20 protein-coding genes are annotated in these 19404 nt (G+C 46.1%); 6 read left to right on the top strand and 14 right to left on the bottom strand.

Annotated features, from left to right (window positions below; genetic code table 11):
• Positions 1–63 precede the first annotated feature (63 nt).
• Both pgeF and ICV90_RS05075 read right to left on the bottom strand, forming a co-directional pair.
• Complete coding sequence (pgeF, locus tag ICV90_RS05080; protein WP_215360229.1) at positions 64–825, bottom strand: peptidoglycan editing factor PgeF; 762 nt, start codon at positions 823–825, stop codon at positions 64–66.
• A complete protein-coding gene (locus tag ICV90_RS05075; RefSeq protein WP_215360227.1) occupies positions 825–1862 on the bottom strand; it encodes an RluA family pseudouridine synthase in 1038 nt (345 codons plus the stop codon). The genes pgeF and ICV90_RS05075 overlap by 1 nt, the downstream gene beginning before the upstream one ends.
• A gap of 20 nt (positions 1863–1882) precedes the next feature.
• On the opposite strand from ICV90_RS05075, the gene ICV90_RS05070 reads away from it, so the two are divergent.
• Positions 1883–2770, top strand: coding sequence for an outer membrane protein assembly factor BamD (locus ICV90_RS05070; RefSeq protein ID WP_215360225.1), 888 nt, complete (start codon positions 1883–1885; stop codon positions 2768–2770).
• A 70-nt stretch (positions 2771–2840) separates the two neighbouring features.
• On the opposite strand, the gene alr is transcribed toward ICV90_RS05070, so the two are convergent.
• Complete coding sequence (alr, locus tag ICV90_RS05065; RefSeq protein WP_215360384.1) at positions 2841–3932, bottom strand: alanine racemase; 1092 nt, start codon at positions 3930–3932, stop codon at positions 2841–2843.
• A 74-nt stretch (positions 3933–4006) separates the two neighbouring features.
• Here alr and lplT point away from each other — a divergent pair, with 74 nt between their 5' ends.
• Positions 4007–5326 carry a lysophospholipid transporter LplT gene (lplT, locus tag ICV90_RS05060; protein WP_215360223.1) on the top strand — a complete coding sequence of 440 codons (1320 nt, stop codon included), beginning with the start codon at positions 4007–4009 and terminating at the stop codon, positions 5324–5326.
• Between the two features lie 19 nt (positions 5327–5345).
• Here the strand turns inward: lplT and ICV90_RS05055 are convergent, their stop codons facing one another.
• Genes ICV90_RS05055 through scpA form a run of 8 tightly spaced genes read right to left on the bottom strand, consistent with a single transcriptional unit; the run spans position 5346 to position 14425 of the window.
• Positions 5346–5870, bottom strand: coding sequence for a hypothetical protein (locus tag ICV90_RS05055; protein WP_215360221.1), 525 nt, complete (start codon positions 5868–5870; stop codon positions 5346–5348).
• Complete coding sequence (gene rimI, locus ICV90_RS05050) at positions 5867–6397, bottom strand: ribosomal protein S18-alanine N-acetyltransferase (RefSeq protein WP_215360219.1); 531 nt, start codon at positions 6395–6397, stop codon at positions 5867–5869. The genes ICV90_RS05055 and rimI overlap by 4 nt, the downstream gene beginning before the upstream one ends.
• A complete protein-coding gene (gene tsaB, locus ICV90_RS05045; RefSeq protein ID WP_215360217.1) occupies positions 6397–7101 on the bottom strand; it encodes a tRNA (adenosine(37)-N6)-threonylcarbamoyltransferase complex dimerization subunit type 1 TsaB in 705 nt (234 codons plus the stop codon). The genes rimI and tsaB overlap by 1 nt, the downstream gene beginning before the upstream one ends.
• Positions 7102–7133: 32 nt before the next feature.
• Positions 7134–7601, bottom strand: a complete 468-nt coding sequence (locus ICV90_RS05040) for a VOC family protein (protein WP_215360382.1) — start codon at positions 7599–7601, stop codon at positions 7134–7136.
• A gap of 14 nt (positions 7602–7615) precedes the next feature.
• The gene (gene accC, locus ICV90_RS05035; protein ID WP_215360380.1) at positions 7616–9640 is read right to left on the bottom strand and encodes an acetyl-CoA carboxylase biotin carboxylase subunit; all 2025 of its coding nucleotides are present in this window, start codon (positions 9638–9640) and stop codon (positions 7616–7618) included.
• Positions 9641–9667: 27 nt separating this feature from the next.
• On the bottom strand, positions 9668–11200 hold the full coding sequence (locus tag ICV90_RS05030; RefSeq protein ID WP_072582555.1) for an acyl-CoA carboxylase subunit beta: 1533 nt from the start codon (positions 11198–11200) through the stop codon (positions 9668–9670).
• 10 nt (positions 11201–11210) lie between these two features.
• The gene (meaB, locus tag ICV90_RS05025; RefSeq protein WP_215360215.1) at positions 11211–12236 is read right to left on the bottom strand and encodes a methylmalonyl Co-A mutase-associated GTPase MeaB; all 1026 of its coding nucleotides are present in this window, start codon (positions 12234–12236) and stop codon (positions 11211–11213) included.
• Between the two features lie 14 nt (positions 12237–12250).
• Positions 12251–14425 (bottom strand): methylmalonyl-CoA mutase, encoded by a 2175-nt coding sequence (scpA, locus tag ICV90_RS05020; protein WP_215360213.1) that lies wholly within the window; start codon positions 14423–14425, stop codon positions 12251–12253.
• Between the two features lie 96 nt (positions 14426–14521).
• Here scpA and ICV90_RS05015 point away from each other — a divergent pair, with 96 nt between their 5' ends.
• Positions 14522–15160 (top strand): GntR family transcriptional regulator, encoded by a 639-nt coding sequence (locus tag ICV90_RS05015; RefSeq protein ID WP_215360211.1) that lies wholly within the window; start codon positions 14522–14524, stop codon positions 15158–15160.
• A gap of 70 nt (positions 15161–15230) precedes the next feature.
• On the opposite strand, the gene ICV90_RS05010 is transcribed toward ICV90_RS05015, so the two are convergent.
• Together ICV90_RS05010 and ICV90_RS05005 are read right to left on the bottom strand one after the other, a co-directional pair.
• The gene (locus tag ICV90_RS05010) at positions 15231–15584 is read right to left on the bottom strand and encodes a cytochrome c (RefSeq protein WP_072582384.1); all 354 of its coding nucleotides are present in this window, start codon (positions 15582–15584) and stop codon (positions 15231–15233) included.
• Between the two features lie 31 nt (positions 15585–15615).
• Entirely contained in the window at positions 15616–15981 is a 366-nt protein-coding gene (locus tag ICV90_RS05005; protein ID WP_072582553.1) for a cytochrome c, read from the bottom strand.
• A gap of 163 nt (positions 15982–16144) precedes the next feature.
• Between ICV90_RS05005 and ICV90_RS05000 the strand changes: the two genes are divergently transcribed.
• From ICV90_RS05000 to ICV90_RS04990, 3 genes are read left to right on the top strand one after another with little or no spacing between them, the layout of a single operon-like run.
• Complete coding sequence (locus tag ICV90_RS05000) at positions 16145–17014, top strand: MoxR family ATPase (RefSeq protein ID WP_215360209.1); 870 nt, start codon at positions 16145–16147, stop codon at positions 17012–17014.
• Between the two features lie 23 nt (positions 17015–17037).
• A complete protein-coding gene (locus ICV90_RS04995; protein ID WP_215360208.1) occupies positions 17038–18213 on the top strand; it encodes a VWA domain-containing protein in 1176 nt (391 codons plus the stop codon).
• A gap of 35 nt (positions 18214–18248) precedes the next feature.
• Positions 18249–18707, top strand: coding sequence for a RidA family protein (locus tag ICV90_RS04990; RefSeq protein WP_215360206.1), 459 nt, complete (start codon positions 18249–18251; stop codon positions 18705–18707).
• A gap of 11 nt (positions 18708–18718) precedes the next feature.
• Here the strand turns inward: ICV90_RS04990 and ICV90_RS04985 are convergent, their stop codons facing one another.
• Positions 18719–19378, bottom strand: coding sequence for an NTP transferase domain-containing protein (locus tag ICV90_RS04985; RefSeq protein ID WP_215360204.1), 660 nt, complete (start codon positions 19376–19378; stop codon positions 18719–18721).
• Positions 19379–19404: the final 26 nt, after the last annotated feature.

The following is a 19404-nucleotide window of genomic DNA, read 5'->3' as shown; positions in this document are numbered from 1 at the left end:
TATACGCAATAACCCTAGCTTGGTGCACGGGCTAGTACTAACCCGCATGCTTTTGGGCACAAGCTATTTTTCAATCCAGATAGCTGAGGCAAATCTTCCGGTCTCACCATCCCGACGATAAGAAAAAAACTGCTGCCGATCTCGAACGGTGCAGTATTCACCGCCAAAAATCATTTTTACGCCACAAGCCTCTAAACGTGCCTTTGCTAATAGATAAATATCTGCAAGGTACTTTCCACTCTGGTTAGGTATTTCTCTAAATGCCTTTATTGGCACAGCGTAGCCGGACTCTTGAAAGGATTTCACAACATCCTCACCAACCTCAAATGATTCAGGTCCTATAGCTGGTCCTAGCCACGCCATTAAATCTGCCGCAGTGGAGCCGCCAGCAATTTTGAGCAACTCAGCAATCGTGTTTTCCAGAATGCCTGAGCAAAGCCCTCTCCAGCCAGCATGCGCAGCACCAACTGCAGTGCCATTGGAGTTGGTAAATAAAACAGGCAGACAATCTGCCGTCATGATGACTAAGACCTCTTGCGGAGTATTGGTGACCGAAGCATCAGCCTCAATTGGCATTCCATGACTTAAGTCTCGACTTTGCGGGGTGCTGACTATTGTTTGGTGAGTCTGCTTTAACCAGATAGGCTCGCCTGGCATCTCTTTGATAAAAATGGCCCTATTGGCTAAAACATCTTCAATACGGTCCCCTACGTGATCACCCAGGTTTAAGGAATCATACGGGGCTTGACTTACACCACCCGACCTAGTGCTTACTAATGTGCGCACCGACTTTGGGGCGGGCCACTGGGGCTCTACCAAACTCATCAGCGCGATTCATTCTCTATAGAGGCCAACACAACAGACTCTTTAGGAAGAACATCATCATTCATTCCCAGCTGAGGCAATAAATCCAATAAATCTTGTGGTGGCAAGCGGAACCAAGTCATTGATTCATTTCTTACTGGGTGTTGAAGACTTAGTGCAAAGGCATGCAATGCCTGGCGATTAAATAAAAGATTTTTAGCTGCACCCGGGGCCTTCTTACGATAGACCGGGTCGCCCACCAAAGGAAAGCCGAGCGATTCTAGATGTACGCGAATTTGATGCGTGCGCCCGGTTTCTAGGCGGCACTCCAACAGTGCAACGGCAGACTCTCCCACTAGACCCTTAGCCAAGCGTCGAAATAAAGTAGCTGCCGGTTTCCCTTGTGGACTACCTGCAGCCATCTTGAGGCGATCGCGCTGATCACGACCAACAGAAGCCAGGACTTTGCCTTGACTTGGGGCCTCACCCCATACCCAAGCTAAATAGCGTCGCCCTACCGTTCTTTCCTGAAGTTGACGTACCAAGGAGGTTTGGGCTTGGGAAGTTCTGGCTACAACCATCAGGCCTGAAGTGTCCTTGTCCAGGCGATGAACAATTCCCGCCCTGGGGAGTGACTTGAGCTCAGGATAATGAAATAAAAGACCATTTAACAGGGTTCCAGACCAATTTCCAGCCGCTGGGTGAACCACTAGACCTGGAGGTTTATTGACCACAATGATGGCCTCATCCTCATAAACCACATCTAGGGGAATATTTTCAGGGCTGAAGGCAAATTGCTCAGGCATTTCCTGTGGAAATACCTTGATACTCTCGCCGCCATGGAGCAAATAGCGGGCTTTAGTAACCTTTCCGTCCACCATTACGGCCCCAGCCTCAACCCAAGCTTTAAGGCGATTACGTGAATAATCAGGCAAAGACCCTGCTAGCACCTTGTCCAAGCGCTCGCCAGCCATCTCCAAAGGGATATCTAGGGAGATGAAATCCTCATCATCGATATAATCAATGGGATTCGATTCAGGAGTTTGCGGCAATGCCACGCTTAGAGAGCCTTTCAGTTATGTCCGACGTAATATCAGACGCCAGTTTAAGGCTTACCGGGAATTCTTCCCCACAAAAAAAGAGCTTCCATTTAAGCGGCACTCCTTTTGCCCTGCTTTTAGCTTTTATGTTCGCATTAATGCTTTTGGGTGGATGTGCTGGTAGCGATGGCAGCAAAGATGACACCGATATTTGGTCGGAAGCAAAACTCTACTCTGAGGCTACTGACAAACTCAATGATGCTGACTTTGCTAAGTGTGGCAAGTACTTTGAAAAATTAGAGGCGCGCTTTCCTTTCGGACCCTATTCACAACAAGCACAAATTAATGCTGCGTATTGTTATTGGAAGGCGCAAGAGCAAACTCAAGCACTGGTTGCGATTGATCGTTTTATTAAGTTACATCAAGGTAGTCCGAGCCTAGATTACGCCTACTACTTAAAAGGTCTCATTACTTTCAATGATGATTTGGGATGGCTTGGTAAGTTCACCGGCCAGGACCTCAGCGAGCGTGACCCCAAGGCTGCCAAAGAAGCATTTGAATCGTTCAAAGTAGTGGTTGAACGATTCCCTGACAGTAAGTACGCACCAGATGCTTTAGATCGCATGCGCTATATCGTGAACTCTCTTGCTGAGGCGGATGTTATCGTTGCGCGCTTTTACTATCAGCGAGGCGCCTATCTTGCCGCAGCCAATCGCGCACAACTAGTCATTCGTGATTATGATCGCGCACCTGCCGTTGAAGAAGCGCTCTACATTCTCACCAAGTCTTATGAGAAGCTTGGCATGGTTGAACTCAGCAATGATTCTGCGCGCGTCTTCAAATTAAACTTTCCAGACAGTCAAATGATGATCACCGGTCAACGCGTTCAAAAAGAGCGCAGATGGTGGCAGTTCTGGAATAAATAAACTGATCAGATCTCATAAAAAATCCTCCACCCTGGAGGATTTTTTATTTATTGATTTGAAAGTGACTAGCTTACTTGATGGCTACAGGAACCCTAGGCGCTACAGCACATAGCAATTCATAACCAATCGTGCCACTCATTTGCGCCACATCATCGACTGGAACTTTGTCACCCCAGAGTTGAACTACGCTACCGATGCCTGCATTTGGCGCATTGCTTAAATCAATCGCTAGCATGTCCATAGAAACTCTTCCCACTAGAGGGCAAATGATCCCATGATCACCATTGCCAACCCAAACCGGCGTGCCATCTTTAGCATGACGTGGATACCCATCTGCATAGCCACAAGCCACAATGCCGATACGCATGGCATTAGGTGCCTCATAACGACCGCCGTAACCAATGCGATCCCCTTTTTGAAGTTCTTGAATATCAATAATTTCACTATGAAGTTGCATAACCGCCCTGAGATTGGCATGCTCGATATCAGCATGCAGCCCTGTTGGTGATGCGCCATAGAGCATGATGCCTGGGCGCACCCAATCACCTAAGGCGTTACGATGCCACAAAATAGCTGCAGAGTTTGCTAGTGATGTTGCACCTTCTAAACCAGCAATCGTTTCATTAAATAATTCTTGTTGACCGCCAACTGAAGGTAACTGATCTACTTGATCTGCATTGGCAAAATGGGTCATGTGGTGCATGTGATAACCAGCTGCATGCAAGCGATGAAAAACAGTTCGATATATTTCGGGCTTAAATCCCAAGCGATTCATACCGGTATTCATCTTTAGAAAGACACTTAAAGGCTTGTGGTTTTTACCTTTAAATCGCTCCAGCCAATCCACTTGAGCATCACAATGGACCACGAGGTCGCATGCTAAATCTTCCGCTCGGCTTAGCTCATTTTCATGAAATAAACCCTCTAAAAGGAGGATGCGCCCCTGCCAGCCGTGTTCCCTTAACCAGGCGGCATCTTGTATGTCTAGCAAGGCAAAGCCATCTGTAGAAGATAGCCCTTTTAATGCCGCCTCAAAACAATGGCCATAGGCGCGAGCTTTAATGACAGACCAAATTTTGGATTCTGGCGCCAATTCCCGAACTCGGTTTAAATTATGCTGAAAGGCGGCAGTATTAATAGATGCCAAAATTGGCCTATTAATCAGGCCGTTAGCTGAATCACCCATTTTCACCCCTCCTTTCATGCTTTAATTGCAGTAATGACTAGATTGTACGAATGAACCGTAGCTTTTACATCATTATGGCGGCGCAATTTTTTTCGTCGCTTGCCGATAATGCTCTCCTAATTGCCGCTATTGCGCTCTTGGCCCAGCTTCAAGCTCCGGCCTGGATGACGCCGCTGCTCAAATTGTTCTTTGTATTGTCCTACGTTCTTCTGGCAGCCTTTGTTGGAGCCTTTGCAGACTCCCGGCCCAAGGGTAATGTCATGTTTATCACCAATACCATTAAGTTTGTTGGGTGCGTGGCTATGCTGTTTGGCAGTCACCCTTTGATGGCCTATGCCATCGTTGGCCTTGGTGCCGCCGCTTACTCACCAGCTAAATATGGAATTTTGACCGAGCTTCTGCCCCCTGAAAAATTAGTCGCTGCCAATGGCTGGATTGAGGGATTAACGGTAGGCTCCATCATTATGGGCACCGTTTTAGGTGGCGTACTGATTAGCAGTACTGTATCTCAAAGCCTCTTAGCCCTGGACATGCCTACATTTGACACTGGCATTGATACGCCAGCAGAGTCGGCAATTCTGATCATCATGATGATTTATGTCGTTGCCGCACTCATTAACCTAAAGATTCCCGATACTGGCGCACGTTACGTTTCACAGAAAACCAATCCAATTGAATTGGTCAAAGACTTTGCCATTTGCTTTAAGACGCTCTGGAATGATCGCTTAGGTCAAATCTCCCTAGCGGTAACTACCTTGTTTTGGGGCGCTGGTGCAACTCTGCAATTCATTGTCATTAAGTGGGCGCAAGTGGCTTTGCACATGAATCTATCGCAAGGAGCTATCTTGCAAGCCATTTCAGCTGTAGGCGTTGCCGGTGGCGCTGTTTATGCGGCTTGGCGCATTCCGCTTCGTAAATCCTTAAAGGTATTGCCCTATGGCATTGCTATGGGCCTGGTGGTCTGCGTCATGGCAGTCTATAACTCAGATATGCTCCCCAATACAAGCATCCTTACAGTGGGTAAGTTTCAGATATCCCTGAACTTATTGCCTGCTTATTTTTTATTAATTCTAGTAGGTTGGTTGGCGGGTTACTTTGTAGTGCCAATGAATGCCTTGTTGCAACATCGCGGTCACGTCCTGATGTCTGCTGGCCACTCCATTGCAGTACAGAACTTTAACGAGAACATTTCTGTTCTGGTGATGTTGTTAGTTTATTCTCTGCTGATCTGGCTGGATATACCAGTTCAATTTGTAATAATCGGATTTGGTTTGATTGTTAGCCTAATTATGTGGCTAGTCATCAAACGCCACGCCAGAAATCAAGCAGAGTACGACTCCATGCATCTGATCGGCGAACACAAGCAGTAATCCTGACTACTCTGTTATATCAACTGTTTTGCAGCACAGATCTCGCTAACAACATATCCTGCCAAAGCAAAGCTTTATCGCCTGGTTTTGCAAGCACTTGATTAAGCTCAAAAGAAGCAATCACTGGAATCTCTTCCTCATTACCAGTATTTAAGGCCAACACCGTTTCACGCAACTGCGGCAATGGATCTCTTTCGCCAGTGATTTTTTGGGCAGCAGGTCCGCCGAAGGCAATTGCTACAACAGGCATTTCAGGAGCGCTTAACTGACTCAGACTCTGCCCTGGATTTTTCCAAGCCCACTCATTTTTAGCCAGTCCTAAAACACGAATCATATTTTGGAACAAGATTTGAGCATCGCCCTGTGGTTCGCTACCAAAAAACCACCACATTCCATGGCTGGCTCTTGGGGTTGACTGTGCAACTTCAGGAGAGGCTTGAGCGTTGGTCTGTTCGGTTACTAAAGCTGTCGCCTGTACAACATCCCGGGAAGTCCATTCGGTGATGCCCATTTCTTTTAAGAAGGCTGAATGTGTATTGGTCATAGCTCTAGCTTAATCGATTTAGCCATTACAAGCGCATCTTCACGAGATCCAGTCTCTGGATTAGCTGGGTAGTAGTTTTTACGAACACCGATTTGTTCGTAACCCAATTTTTGATAGAGCGTTACCGCAGCCGCATTAGTTGGCCTTACCTCCAGGATGATACGAGGCATTTTTTGCTGGGCGGCCACACCCTCAATCGCAGCCATCATTCGTTGGCCTAGCCCAAGTTTGCGCAAATTGGGCGACACCGTAATATTCAGAAGATGTAATTCATCTACCGCAGGAAATAAGATGCAGTAAGCCCAAAGCACTGCTGGATCCAAATACGAACCCTTTACCAATTGATCTACCTGAGGCCGAATGCAATAAGCCCAGTGTCCAGCCGCTAAAGAATCCGAGAAATTACCTTTTGTCCAAGGATGTATATGCGAGACAGACTCGATTTTGAGAACCGCATCTAAGTCTGCAGATTGCATTGGCATGAACGAGAGCTCTGCAATACCTCCTGCCGTGGAAATATCAGACATTACTTCATTCCCTTTTCACGCTCTGCTGTAGTAAAGGCTACTTTATTACGAACATACATTGGCTCAAGCAGTCGCACATCCACCTGCAAACCTTCTTTTAGCGATTGTTTGGCGCACTCTAAAACTCCCAATGCAGAGATTGAGATCTCAGCATCCTTTGGGCCGTTAAATATCGGCAAACGGCTGCCGTAAGCGTTTAAAGCGCTACCAGCTAAGAGTTGCACGCCATCAAAGTTAAGATCTTCAGGCTTTGTAAGGTGGATATCGCTCATGCGTTTTGGCAATTGATAAGCCTGAGACTCATAACTTGCCCAATAAATTTCTTCCATGCGCGCATCAATGGCAATCATGAATCGTTGAGGCTTAGTATTCTTATAAATCTCGGTGCTGGTAATTTGGGCAGCTATTGCATCCAAGCTGCATACGGATATGACTGGCAGATTGTTTGAAATAGCGAGGCCCTGCACTGCCGCCACACCCAATCTAACCCCCGTGAATGCACCGGGTCCAATACCAACAGCAATGGCATCAAGATCTTTTAAAGACAGTTTTGCACTGGCTAGTAGTGACTCAACCCAGGGCAACAGGAGTTGGCTGGCACCCGCTGAAACAGCTTCGTGCCTGAACTCTGGTGCTTTATCACCTAAAGATAAAGCCACCGAACACCACGCTGAGGAGGTGTCGATGGCCAATATATTTGCCAATTTGAATCCTGTTTGCTAATTACAAAACCAAATTATGAACTCAATCCTGCAATCACTTCAGGTGGCGCCTGAACCAGCTCAATGAGCACCCCTTCTCCGCTAATCGGGAAGTCATCATTCCCTTTGGGATGGACAAAGGTGATGTCATAGCCTGCGGCCCCCTTACGGATGCCGCCCGGAGCAAATCGCAGGCCATTGGCGGAGAGCCATTCAACGGCTTTAGGCAGATCATCCACCCATAAGCCAATATGATTTAAGGGCGTTTGATGAACTGCCGGTTTCTTTTCGATATCAAATGGCTGCATCAGATCAACCTCAATCTCATGAGCACCAGAACCAATTGCACAGATGTCCTCATCTACGTTTTCACGCTCAGAGACAAAAGTGCTTTTGTATTCAAATCCCAGCATATCAACCCACAACTTCTTGAGTCGATCTTTATTCTCACCACCAATAGCGATTTGCTGAATACCTAAAATCTTAAATGGCTTAGCGCTCATAGTCATTTACCTGCTTATTCAAAACGAATAATTAATTGATCCACCGCCAAACTATCGCCCTCTTTGGCGCAGATTTCAGCAACCACACCATCTTGCATAGCGGATAGTGTATTTTCCATTTTCATCGCTTCAATTGAGGCTAGTTTCTGACCTGCGGTAACTGCCTCACCTGCCTTGACGGCAATTTTTGTTAACAGGCCTGGCATAGGAGACATCACTAGTTTAGAAGTATCTGGCGGTAACTTGACAGGCATACGACGTTGCAACTCTGCGCCTAAAGGACTTAGAACCATGCATTCGTAATGAGCGCCATCAAGAATTAATCCATATCTAACGCCGCGGCGCTCCACTTGAGCCGTGATTTTGTGCGTACCGTTAATAGTCGCATGCAGACAAATTTGTCCAGGACGCCAGTCACTGACAATGTCATAACGGCTTACACCATCCGCGTCATCAATGTAGACAGAATAGATGCCATCTTTGAGCTCAACACGAATAGGTACTTCATATGGATCATTCATGGAACCGGTTTTTTTGCCGGTAACCACTACGAATTTCTTCGCAATGATCATTTCGTGACCAGCCAATTGACCATCAATCATCTTGATGTGCTCAAGATAGCGATAGCGCATAAACGCAGCTAATGCTGCCAAACGCTTAGGATCGGCGGGCTGTACAGAATCCTTTTTAAAGCCCTCTGGATATTCTTCTGCAATAAAGCCAGTTGTAAAGTCGCCATTTACAAAGCGTGGGTGTTGCAATAGAGCCGCTTGAAATGGAATGTTGGAATGAATGCCGCGAATCACAAAATCATTCAATGCTGCGCGCATCTTTTCAATTGCTTCCGTGCGATCCTTGCCGTGAACAATCAATTTAGCAATCATTGAGTCGTAGTACATCGGAATTTCACCGCCCTCATACACGCCAGCATCAACGCGCACTCCATTGATAGACTCTGGCGGACGGTACTTCACTAGACGGCCAGTTGAAGGGAGGAAATTGCGGAATGGATCATCAGCATTAATACGACATTCCATAGACCATCCGTCTAATTTCACATCTTCCTGCTTAAATGCTAACTTCTCACCCGCAGCAACCCGAATCATCTGCTCTACCAAGTCAAGACCAGTAATACTTTCGGTCACTGGATGCTCAACTTGTAAACGGGTATTCATTTCTAGGAAATAGAAAGACTTATCTTTACCAACCACAAACTCCACCGTACCGGCAGATTGGTAGTTCACAGCCTTTGCTAATGCAACTGCTTGTTCGCCCATCGCTTTACGAGTCGCCGGATCGATAAAAGGCGAAGGCGCTTCTTCGATGACTTTTTGATGACGGCGCTGAATGGAGCAATCACGCTCATTGAGATAAACCACATTGCCAAAGGAGTCACCTAAAACCTGAATCTCAATATGACGCGGACCCTCTACAAACTTCTCGATAAAAATACGATCGTCACCGAAGCTATTCATTGCTTCGGTTTTGCAAGCTGCAAAACCTTCGGCAGCTTCTTTATCATTAAATGCAACGCGCAAGCCCTTACCACCACCGCCTGCCGAAGCTTTAATCATGACGGGATAGCCAATACCTTGAGCAATTTTGACCGCTTCTTCGGTGGTGTCAATCGCCTCGTTGTAGCCAGGAATAGTATTTACCTTGGCTTCTAAAGCAAGCTTCTTGGAGGCGATCTTGTCACCCATAGCAGCGATGGATTGATGCTTAGGGCCAATAAAGACAATGCCTTCTTCCTCGCAACGCTTAGCAAACTGCTCGTTCTCAGATAAGAAGCCGTAGCCTGGATGAACCGCTTCAGCGCCGGTATCTTTACAGGCTTGGATAATTCGGTCCATTACTAAGTAGGATTCACGCGAAGGTGCTGGTCCAATGCAAACAGCCTCATCCGCCAGCTGAACATGGCGCGCTTCTTTATCGGCCTCTGAGTAAACGGCTACAGTCTTGATGCCCATTTTTTTAGCGGTCATCATCACACGGCAAGCAATCTCACCGCGGTTAGCAATCAGTATTTTCTTAAACATTTTCGTAGTCATAATTTGTCCGCGCCTTTACAGAGGAATATTGCCGTGTTTACGCGCAGGATTCTTCAAGTCTTTGTCTTTGAGCATCGCTAGTGAACGAGCAATCCGTTTACGGGTCTCATGCGGGAGAATGACGTCATCGATGTAACCGCGACGACCTGCTACAAACGGGTTGGCAAACTTCGACTTGTACTCAGCTTCACGTGCAGTGATTTTTTCTGGGTCCGATTTCTCTTCACGGAAAATAATCTCAACAGCGCCCTTAGGGCCCATCACGGCAATTTCTGCTGAAGGCCAGGCAAAGTTCACGTCACCACGTAAATGCTTAGAAGCCATCACGTCATAGGCGCCACCATATGCTTTTCGAGTAATTAAAGTCACCTTGGGTACGGTGCAATCAGCGTACGCATAGAGCAATTTCGCACCATGCTTAATAATGCCGCCGTATTCTTGTGCAGTGCCGGGCATAAAGCCAGGAACGTCAACTAAGGTCACTACCGGAATATTGAAGGCATCGCAGAAGCGTACGAAACGCGCAGCTTTGATGGATGCCTTGATATCCAAACAACCAGCCAGAATCAATGGTTGATTGGCAACAATACCAATTGAACGGCCTTCGATACGAGCAAAGCCAATCACGATATTTTTTGCGTAGTCAGGCTGTAATTCAAAGAATTCACCATCGTCCACGATCTTCTCAATCAACTCTTTCATATCGTAAGGTTGATTGGGATTGGATGGCACTAAGGTATCTAATGAAAAATCAGGCTCTTCAGTTCGATTTGCGCCTTTAATCAAAGGTGGTTTTTCACGATTTGAGAGCGGTAAGTAGTTAAAGAAACGACGCAGCATCATGATTGCATCTACATCATTATCAAAAGCCAAATCGCAAACACCGGATACTGTTGAGTGAGTCACTGCACCACCCAACTCTTCAGCAGTAACATCCTCATGGGTCACAGTCTTTACTACTTCAGGGCCCGTTACAAACATGTAAGAGCTATCTTTGACCATGAAGATAAAGTCGGTCAAGGCCGGGGAATAAACAGCACCACCAGCTGATGGTCCCATGATCAAGGAAATTTGCGGGATCACGCCAGATGCGGTCACATTGCGTTGGAAAATCTCTGCATAGCCGCCAAGTGATGCAACACCCTCTTGAATACGCGCACCGCCAGAGTCATTTAGGCCGATTACAGGAGCGCCTACCTTGAGTGCTTGATCCATGATCTTGCAAATCTTTTCTGCATGGGCCTCTGACAAGGAGCCACCTAAAACAGTGAAGTCCTGGGAGAAAACAAACACCAGGCGACCATTAATCATTCCGTACCCTGTGACAACACCGTCGCCAGGAACAGTTTGATCAGCCATGCCAAAATCATGACAACGGTGCTCAACGAACATATCCCATTCCTCGAATGTGCCAGCATCAAGCAAAAGCTCAATACGCTCACGAGCAGTTAATTTGCCCTTCGCATGTTGAGCCTGAATGCGCTTTTGCCCGCCACCCAATCGAGCAAGCTCACGCTTCGCTTCCAGTTGTTGAATGATTTCCTTCATTTCCTGCTCCTTAGAAAAATTCATGCCCCATGGCTTCCAGTAGTCGTCTTGCCGCTACTGAAGCTGCCATAGTTCCTTGGTTTACCTGTGCTGCCAAGCTTGGTAGAAGCGCTTGAACGGCTTCGTTACTACGAAATGCATTTTTTAATCCTGCATCGATGCGATCCCACATCCATGCACCTGATTGCTCTTTGCGACGAGAGTCAAATTTCCCATTGGCTTTTTGGAGAGACTCAAAATGAGATACCTTTTCCCATAGCTCCGGAACCCCCTTACCCTCCAGGGCGCTTAAAGTCATGACCTGTGGATGCCAAAACTCTTTGTCATGGGATTCGTGATCCGGATTGCCTTGAAAGCCGAGCAGTCGTAAGGAGCTGGTGATAAATAACTGAGCACGCATTGCGGCATCAGGATCGATGTCTACTTTATTGATGACGATCAGATCGGCGATTTCCATTACGCCTTTCTTGATCGCTTGCAAATCATCGCCAGCATTGGGGAGCTGCATCAACAGGAACATATCTGTCATACCTGCAACCGCAATCTCACTCTGCCCTACGCCGACTGTTTCAACAATAATCACATCAAAACCTGCAGCCTCAGCCACCAACATTGCCTCACGCGTCTTCTCCGCTACGCCACCCAGCGTACAAGACGATGGACTTGGGCGAATAAAGGCGTGCTCCAGAACGGATAGACGTTCCATACGGGTCTTATCACCCAAAATGGAACCGCCAGAGATGCTAGAAGAAGGATCGATCGCGAGTACAGCAACTCGATGTCCTTTTTCAATAAGGTAAAGACCTAAAGATTCTATTAAGGTTGATTTACCAACACCTGGGACGCCAGAGATACCTAACCGAAAGGATTTACCTGTTTTAGGCAATAAAGAATTGAGCACGTCATCAGCACGATGACGATGGTCTAGTCGAGTTGACTCAAGCAGCGTAATGATTTTCGCCAATGCACGTCGCTGTTTAAGCGATGGCGCACCAATGAGATCATTCACTAGGGCTTGATCAGCAGCTTCGAGCATGCCTATGGCCTGTACTAAGCTGGTTTAACAGATTTGCGGATTTGCTCGAGCACATCCTTGGCCGAAGCCGGAATTGGAGTGCCTGGACCATAAATGCCTTTAACACCCGCCTCATAGAGGAACTCGTAATCTTGCCTTGGAATCACACCACCAACGAAGACGATGATGTCGTCTGAACCCTGTCTTTTTAATTCAGCAATGATGGCTGGCACTAATGTTTTATGGCCAGCAGCCAATGTAGAAACCCCCAAAGCATGTACGTCATTCTCAATCGCTTGGCGTGCACACTCTTCCGGGGTTTGAAATAAAGGTCCGATATCCACGTCAAAACCCAAGTCAGCATAAGCAGTAGCAACCACCTTTGCACCACGGTCATGACCATCTTGCCCCAACTTAGCAATCATCACGCGTGGACGACGACCAAAGTCTTTTGCAAAGTCAGCAATTTCAGTTTGAAGTTTTGCCCAGCCCTCGGCTGAGTCATAAGCAGCTGCATACACACCGGTCACCTTTTGAGTATCGGCGCGATGGCGCCCGTAAACTTTTTCTAATGCATCAGATACTTCACCAACGGTTGCTCGTAATCGAATTGCATTAACAGATAACTCCAACAAGTTGCCAGAGTTATCTTCAGCGGCCTTAGTCAACGCCTCTAACGCAGCTTCTACTTTTTTGGAATCACGCTTAGCCTTAATTTCTTTAAGGCGTGCAACCTGACCTTCACGGACTTTATCGTTGTCGATCATTAATACATCAACAAGATCTTCTTTGCCAAGCTTGTATTTATTTACACCAACGATCACGTCGGAGCCAGAGTCAATCTTGGCCTGTTTTTCAGCGGCAGCAGCTTCAATTTTGAGTTTAGCCCAACCACTTTCAACCGCCTTGGTCATACCGCCCATGGCTTCTACTTCTTGAATAATTTCCCAGGCTTTGTCAGCCATCTCTTGAGTGAGGTTTTCCATCATGTAGGAACCCGCCCATGGATCGATGACGCTAGGAATATGGGTCTCTTCTTGAAGGATCAATTGGGTGTTACGCGCAATACGGCTGGAAAACTCGGAAGGCAAGGCAATCGCCTCATCCAAAGAGTTGGTATGCAATGACTGTGTGCCACCAAATACTGCTGCCATCGCCTCAACCGTAGTTCTTACTACGTTGTTGTATGGATCTTGCTCAGTTAAAGACCAGCCCGATGTTTGGCAGTGTGTACGCAACATCAATGACTTCGGATTCTTTGGCTCAAAGGACTTCATAATGCGCCACCACAACAAACGAGCGGCACGCAACTTGGCCACTTCAAGGTAGAAATTCATACCAATAGCAAAGAAGAAAGAAAGGCGACCTGCGAAGCCATCAACATCCAAACCTTTAGCGAGCGCTGTTTTAACATACTCTTTACCATCAGCCAGAGTGAATGCCAATTCCAACACTTGATTGGCGCCAGCTTCTTGCATGTGATAACCCGAAATAGAAATCGAGTTGAACTTCGGCATGTGCTTAGCGGTGTACTCAATAATGTCGCCAATAATACGAATCGAAGGCTCTGGTGGATAGATGTAGGTGTTGCGCACCATGAACTCTTTCAGAATGTCATTCTGAATCGTTCCTGATAGCTGCTCCTGTTTTACGCCTTGCTCTTCACCAGCCACAATGTAACCAGCCAGCACCGGCAATACAGCTCCGTTCATCGTCATCGAAACTGATACCTTGTCCAATGGAATGCCATCGAACAAGATTTTCATATCTTCTACAGAATCAATGGCAACACCGGCCTTACCAACGTCACCGGTAACACGTGGATGATCAGAGTCGTAACCACGATGAGTGGCTAAGTCAAAAGCAACGGATACACCTTGACCACCTGCATCTAGCGCCTTGCGATAAAACGCATTGGATTCTTCTGCAGTTGAAAAACCAGCGTACTGGCGAATGGTCCAAGGACGAACCGAGTACATTGTTGCTTGTGGACCACGTACAAATGGTTCAAATCCAGGCAATGTATCGGTGTAGTTAAGACCTTCAACATCCGATGATGTGTACAAAGCTTTTAAATGAATTCCATCCGGAGTTTTCCAACCCAAGGAATCCACATCACCATTCGGTGCAGATTTTTGTGCTGACTTTTTCCAGGCCTCTAGATTGGCGTCTGGAAATGATGGCCATGAATTGTTTTCTTTAGAACTCACAAAAACTCCCGGTTAATTTTTGCTGCATTGCATCGAAATATCCTTACATTCTGCTTGACTATTTCGCATTTGTCTAGCTATCATGTATTCATAATTATGAATACAAAACTGAATAATAGGCCCTTATACGAAGACGTTGCTGACCGCCTGCGGGAGCAGATATTTAGCAAACAATTGGCCCCAGGAAGCTGGCTGGATGAGCAATCTCTTGCAGATCAGTTTGGGATAAGTCGCACCCCTATGCGCGAAGCAATTAAAGTTTTAGCCTCTGAGGGTCTTGTAACCATCAAGATGCGTCGTGGCGCCTATGTAACTGAGGTAGCTAGAAAAGATCTAGAGCAAATCTTCAAGATTCTCTCTCTTTTAGAGGGTCAAGCCGCTAAGGAAACAGCGATTAAAGCGACTGAAGCTGAATTGAATATGCTGGATCACCTGCACCACCGCTTAGAAAAAGCAGCTGCCGACCGGGATATTGAGCAGTTTTTTGAGATAAATGGCAAATTTCATGAGCTAATTCAAGAAATTGCAGGCAATAAATGGATGAATGGTGTCATAGCTGATCTACGTAAAGTTCTCAAATTACATCGTAGAGACTCATTAACCAGCACCGGTAGACTGCAAAACTCTTTAGTTGAGCACCGAGAAATCCTTCGAGCACTTCTCAAGCGAGATGAGCAAGCTGCTGAAGCGGTGATGCGTAAACATCTTGCCCAAGGGCTAGAGGCGTTAAGATAAAACCTATAAAAAATAAAGGCTTAGAAGATTATTCTAAGCCTTTTATCTAAGTAGCCTGAACTAGCAGGATTTACTTTTTAATAACAAAATTTCCTGGCAAGCTGGAAACATAAGCGGCAATATCTTGCATATCAGCATCACTAAAGGCTTGCACTTGTGAGCCCATGATGGCGTTGTTACGACCATACTGAGGATTGCCGTTACCAACTTTGTACGCTTTCAAGGCGTAATACAAGTAATCAGAATACTGGCCAGCTAACTTTGGATACGCCGGCAAGATTGGGGCATTGAGTCCAGCACCATGGCAAGAGGCGCAATTAGCCTTCTCTACCAAGGCCTGACCTTTATCAACGTTAGCAGCATTTGCTACGTTTACCAAACCAATGCTGGAGAGCAAAACTGCTGTAATTAGTGCAAATTTCATAAAAGTATCTCTATGTATCTTTATCAATGAATCACTTCAATGGGTTGTTCGGTGTGCTGGCAGTTTGCGCAGCATAGTATTCGCCAATATCGGCCATATCTTGGTCAGACAAGCTGGCAGCGATAGCGCGCATCGTTGGATGCTTGCGCTCGCCTTTTTTGTACTCTGACAAAGCAGTAGCAATATAGGCACCATTTTGACCGCCCAACATAGGCACTTTGTATACCAATGGGTAATCAGCGCGGTAATCAGGAATGGAGTGGCAACCAACACAAAGCCAAACCTTAGCATTACCAGCAGCGGCATTACCTTTAACTTCATCAGCCTGAGCAACAGAACCTGCAAAAGCTAAAGTTGCAGCAACGGCCAAATGAGGAAGAAATGTGAGTTTTTTCATAGAAATCATTATTAATGAGTTTGATTTGGATCAATTTGGGAAGAGTATAGCGGACAGATGCCTTTCCCGTCATTTCAGAGGCCAAAATCAGTAGAAACACTGAAAAATTCCCCTCATTTACCTATACTTGAATGCTTAATCCAGTCCTTATTTAGGTATGTCTATGAGCAAATCCACCCCCCTCTCTCCAAATCGCTTTGCGGGCAGCCAAAGCTATGTCGCCACCGATGATCTGAAATTAGCAGTAAATGCGGCCATTGCTCTGCAGCGCCCTCTTCTGATTAAAGGTGAGCCCGGCACTGGAAAAACCATGCTTGCTGAAGAAGTAGCAGCTGCCCTCAACATGCCGCTATTGCAATGGCATATCAAATCAACCACAAAGGCTCAGCAGGGTCTATATGAATACGATGCTGTAAGCCGTTTGCGCGACTCTCAATTGGGTGATGAAAAAGTAAACGATATTCGCAACTACATTGTGAAAGGTGTTCTTTGGCAAGCTTTTGAAGCAGATGAGCCGACTGTATTGCTAATCGATGAAATTGATAAAGCAGATATTGAGTTTCCGAATGATTTATTACGTGAAATTGATCGCATGGAGTTTTATGTCTATGAAACTCGTGAATTGATTAAGGCAAAACATCGCCCGCTCGTCATCATTACCTCAAATAATGAAAAAGAATTGCCCGATGCCTTCTTACGTCGTTGCTTCTTTCATTACATCACCTTCCCGGACGCCAATACGATGCAAAGCATCGTGGATGTGCACCACCCCAATATCAAACAGGATCTGTTGGATGCCGCCCTCAAGGCCTTCTACCAGATACGCTCGTTGCCGGGCTTAAAAAAGAAGCCCTCTACATCTGAATTAATCGACTGGCTCAAGCTCTTATTAGCGGAAGATATCCCGCCTGAAGCGCTGCACAGCAGCGATGAAAAGATTGTCGTACCGCCTTTGCACGGGGCTTTACTTAAGAATGAACAAGATATTCATCTATTTGAACGCTTGGTCATGATGAATCGCAATCATCGCTAACTTTTAGCCAGAAGACTTCTGACATGTTGATTCAATTCTTCCTAAATCTGAAAGAGGCCAAGGTGCCTGTTTCGGTGCGAGAGTTTTTAACTCTTTTGGAAGGTTTGAAATCGGGTGTTATTAACCCTTCCATTGATGAGTTTTATCAGTTCTCGCGCTTAACCTTGGTTAAGGATGAGCAACACTTTGATCGCTTTGATCAAGTATTTGGCAGCTACTTCAACGGAATTGAACAAATCATTGCGCTATCGCCAGATATTCCGCTGGAATGGTTAGAGAAAAAACTTCAACGCGTACTAACGGATGAAGAAAAAGCTGCGCTGCAGAAGTTAGGTGGTCCGGATGCCTTAAAGAAGCGTCTTGAGGAACTTTTAAAAGAACAAAAAGAATGGCATGGCGGTGGCAATAAATGGATTGGCGCAGGTGGTTCTTCACCATTTGGTCACAGCGGCTATCACCCCGAAGGCATCCGTATTGGTGGCGAGAGTGCCGGCAACAGAACGGCTATCAAAGTCTGGGAAGCTCGAGAATTTAAGGATTACGACAGCGATCTAGCATTAGGCACACGCAATATTAAAGTCGCTTTACGGCGCTTACGGCGCTTTGCCCGAGAGGGGTCTACTCTAGAGTTGGATTTAGATAAAACCATTCATTCAACAGCTGCCAATGCAGGCATGCTTGATATTCAAATGCGACCTGAGCGACACAACCAGGTAAAAGTTCTACTGCTCATGGATGTCGGTGGTTCGATGGATGATCATATCCAACGCATTGCTGAGTTATTTTCTGCTGCCAAAGCGGAATTTAAGCACTTAGAACATTACTATTTCCATAACTGTGTTTATGAAAACTTATGGCAAAGCAATCGCCGCAGACGTGATCAAGTGACTGCAACGCAAGACATCATTAATAAATATGGGCCCGACTACAAGCTCATCTTTGTTGGAGATGCGACGATGTCTCCTTATGAAATATTGAGCCCTAACGGTTCTGTCGAGTACAACAACAAAGAAGCTGGGGCGGTTTGGATCAATCGACTCATTGACCACTTCCCGCATTTTGCGTGGCTTAATCCTGAGCCTGAATCCATCTGGCAATACCGTCAATCGATCGACATCATGCAAAACCTCATGAAAGATCGTATGTACCCAGTCACTCTGAATGGTCTTGAAAGCGCCATGCGTCAACTTTCCAAGTAAGATTCTTTTATTCAATTCAATTACAGAAACCTCATATGAGCACAAATATTAGCGAACGCCTTAAGACACTCGGAATTGATTTACCGCCACCAGGGCCCCCTGCTGCTGCCTATGTCATGGCTGCCACCACTGGTAATACCGTATTTCTTTCTGGTCATATCGCCAAACGTGATGGTAAGCCTTGGGTTGGTAAGCTCGGTAAAGATATGGATACAGAAACTGGGAAAGCCGCTGCCCGCGCTATTGCGATTGACTTGATTTCTACCTTACAAAACCACTTAGGCTCTTTGGATAAAGTAAAGCGCATCGTTAAAGTCATGGGCTTGGTGAACTCCACTGACAGTTATACCGAGCAACACTTAGTGGTGAATGGCTGCTCAGAATTGTTGTTTGAAGTTTTTGGCGACGCTGGCAAACATGCGCGTAGCGCCTTTGGCGTTGCTCAAATCCCGCTTGGTGCTTGTGTAGAAATTGAATTGATTGCCGAGATTTAACTCAATACAACTTAATGGGGCTGGATTCTATCCAGCCCTAGTTTCTCGATATCCTTCTGCGTATCGACATCCATTACAAAGGCTTGGCTATCAGTAACAAAAGTTTTAACTAGCTCGGGATGTAGATCCATGTAGGGCCTGCAGACCATTCCTGGAATCGATAAGATTTGATCGATCACCGCTCTTGAAAATAACACGGGGTTACCTCGTTGACCGTTCACCATCGGCAATACGATCTCTTGGTTTACGTCTCGTTGATTAAATTGCCACAGTAATGCGTCAATCTCATTGCTAGCTATGCCAGGCTGATCGCATAAAGCAATCAACAAAACATCGTAGTCACTTTTTAGAGATTCAAGACCAAGACGTACTGAAGAGGCTTGACCCAACTGTGGCTGAAGATTTTTTATCCAAGTTATAGGGTTTGCTACACCCTGCTTGAGTAATTTAATTTCTGCTTCGATTTGGTCCGAATAAAAGCCTGTAACGACCAAAGTCTCAATGGGGTCAAAACTCTGTGTAGATTGAATAAAGCGCTTTAACAAACTATCTCCGCCTTTTTTTAATAAGGCTTTGGGATATCCGCCCAAACGACTTCCCTCACCCGCTGCCAATATCAGGATGGCTAGACGCAAATTGGGGCTGTTGGGGGATTCACCGGAGACTGTCATTAGAGTGATAATAAATAGTTATTAAT

The organism is Polynucleobacter sp. JS-JIR-II-b4 (assembly GCF_018687815.1).
Classification (GTDB): domain Bacteria; phylum Pseudomonadota; class Gammaproteobacteria; order Burkholderiales; family Burkholderiaceae; genus Polynucleobacter.
Note: the sequence above shows the minus strand (reverse complement) of the source record. Positions and strands in the feature narration are given on the sequence as shown.

Coding starts and splice junctions, on each gene's coding strand:
- ICV90_RS04990 (WP_215360206.1), top strand. CDS start 18,249: ATGAGCACAAATATTAGCGAACGCCTTAAGACACTCGGAATTGATTTA.
- pgeF (WP_215360229.1), bottom strand. CDS start 825: ATGAGTTTGGTAGAGCCCCAGTGGCCCGCCCCAAAGTCGGTGCGCACA.
- ICV90_RS05000 (WP_215360209.1), top strand. CDS start 16,145: ATGAGCAAATCCACCCCCCTCTCTCCAAATCGCTTTGCGGGCAGCCAA.
- ICV90_RS04995 (WP_215360208.1), top strand. CDS start 17,038: ATGTTGATTCAATTCTTCCTAAATCTGAAAGAGGCCAAGGTGCCTGTT.
- accC (WP_215360380.1), bottom strand. CDS start 9,640: ATGTTTAAGAAAATACTGATTGCTAACCGCGGTGAGATTGCTTGCCGT.
- ICV90_RS05040 (WP_215360382.1), bottom strand. CDS start 7,601: ATGAGCGCTAAGCCATTTAAGATTTTAGGTATTCAGCAAATCGCTATT.
- ICV90_RS05005 (WP_072582553.1), bottom strand. CDS start 15,981: ATGAAAAAACTCACATTTCTTCCTCATTTGGCCGTTGCTGCAACTTTA.
- ICV90_RS04985 (WP_215360204.1), bottom strand. CDS start 19,378: ATGACAGTCTCCGGTGAATCCCCCAACAGCCCCAATTTGCGTCTAGCC.
- ICV90_RS05070 (WP_215360225.1), top strand. CDS start 1,883: ATGTCCGACGTAATATCAGACGCCAGTTTAAGGCTTACCGGGAATTCT.
- ICV90_RS05010 (WP_072582384.1), bottom strand. CDS start 15,584: ATGAAATTTGCACTAATTACAGCAGTTTTGCTCTCCAGCATTGGTTTG.
- ICV90_RS05015 (WP_215360211.1), top strand. CDS start 14,522: ATGAATACAAAACTGAATAATAGGCCCTTATACGAAGACGTTGCTGAC.
- ICV90_RS05030 (WP_072582555.1), bottom strand. CDS start 11,200: ATGAAGGAAATCATTCAACAACTGGAAGCGAAGCGTGAGCTTGCTCGA.
- lplT (WP_215360223.1), top strand. CDS start 4,007: ATGAACCGTAGCTTTTACATCATTATGGCGGCGCAATTTTTTTCGTCG.
- meaB (WP_215360215.1), bottom strand. CDS start 12,236: ATGCTCGAAGCTGCTGATCAAGCCCTAGTGAATGATCTCATTGGTGCG.
- rimI (WP_215360219.1), bottom strand. CDS start 6,397: ATGTCTGATATTTCCACGGCAGGAGGTATTGCAGAGCTCTCGTTCATG.
- ICV90_RS05055 (WP_215360221.1), bottom strand. CDS start 5,870: ATGACCAATACACATTCAGCCTTCTTAAAAGAAATGGGCATCACCGAA.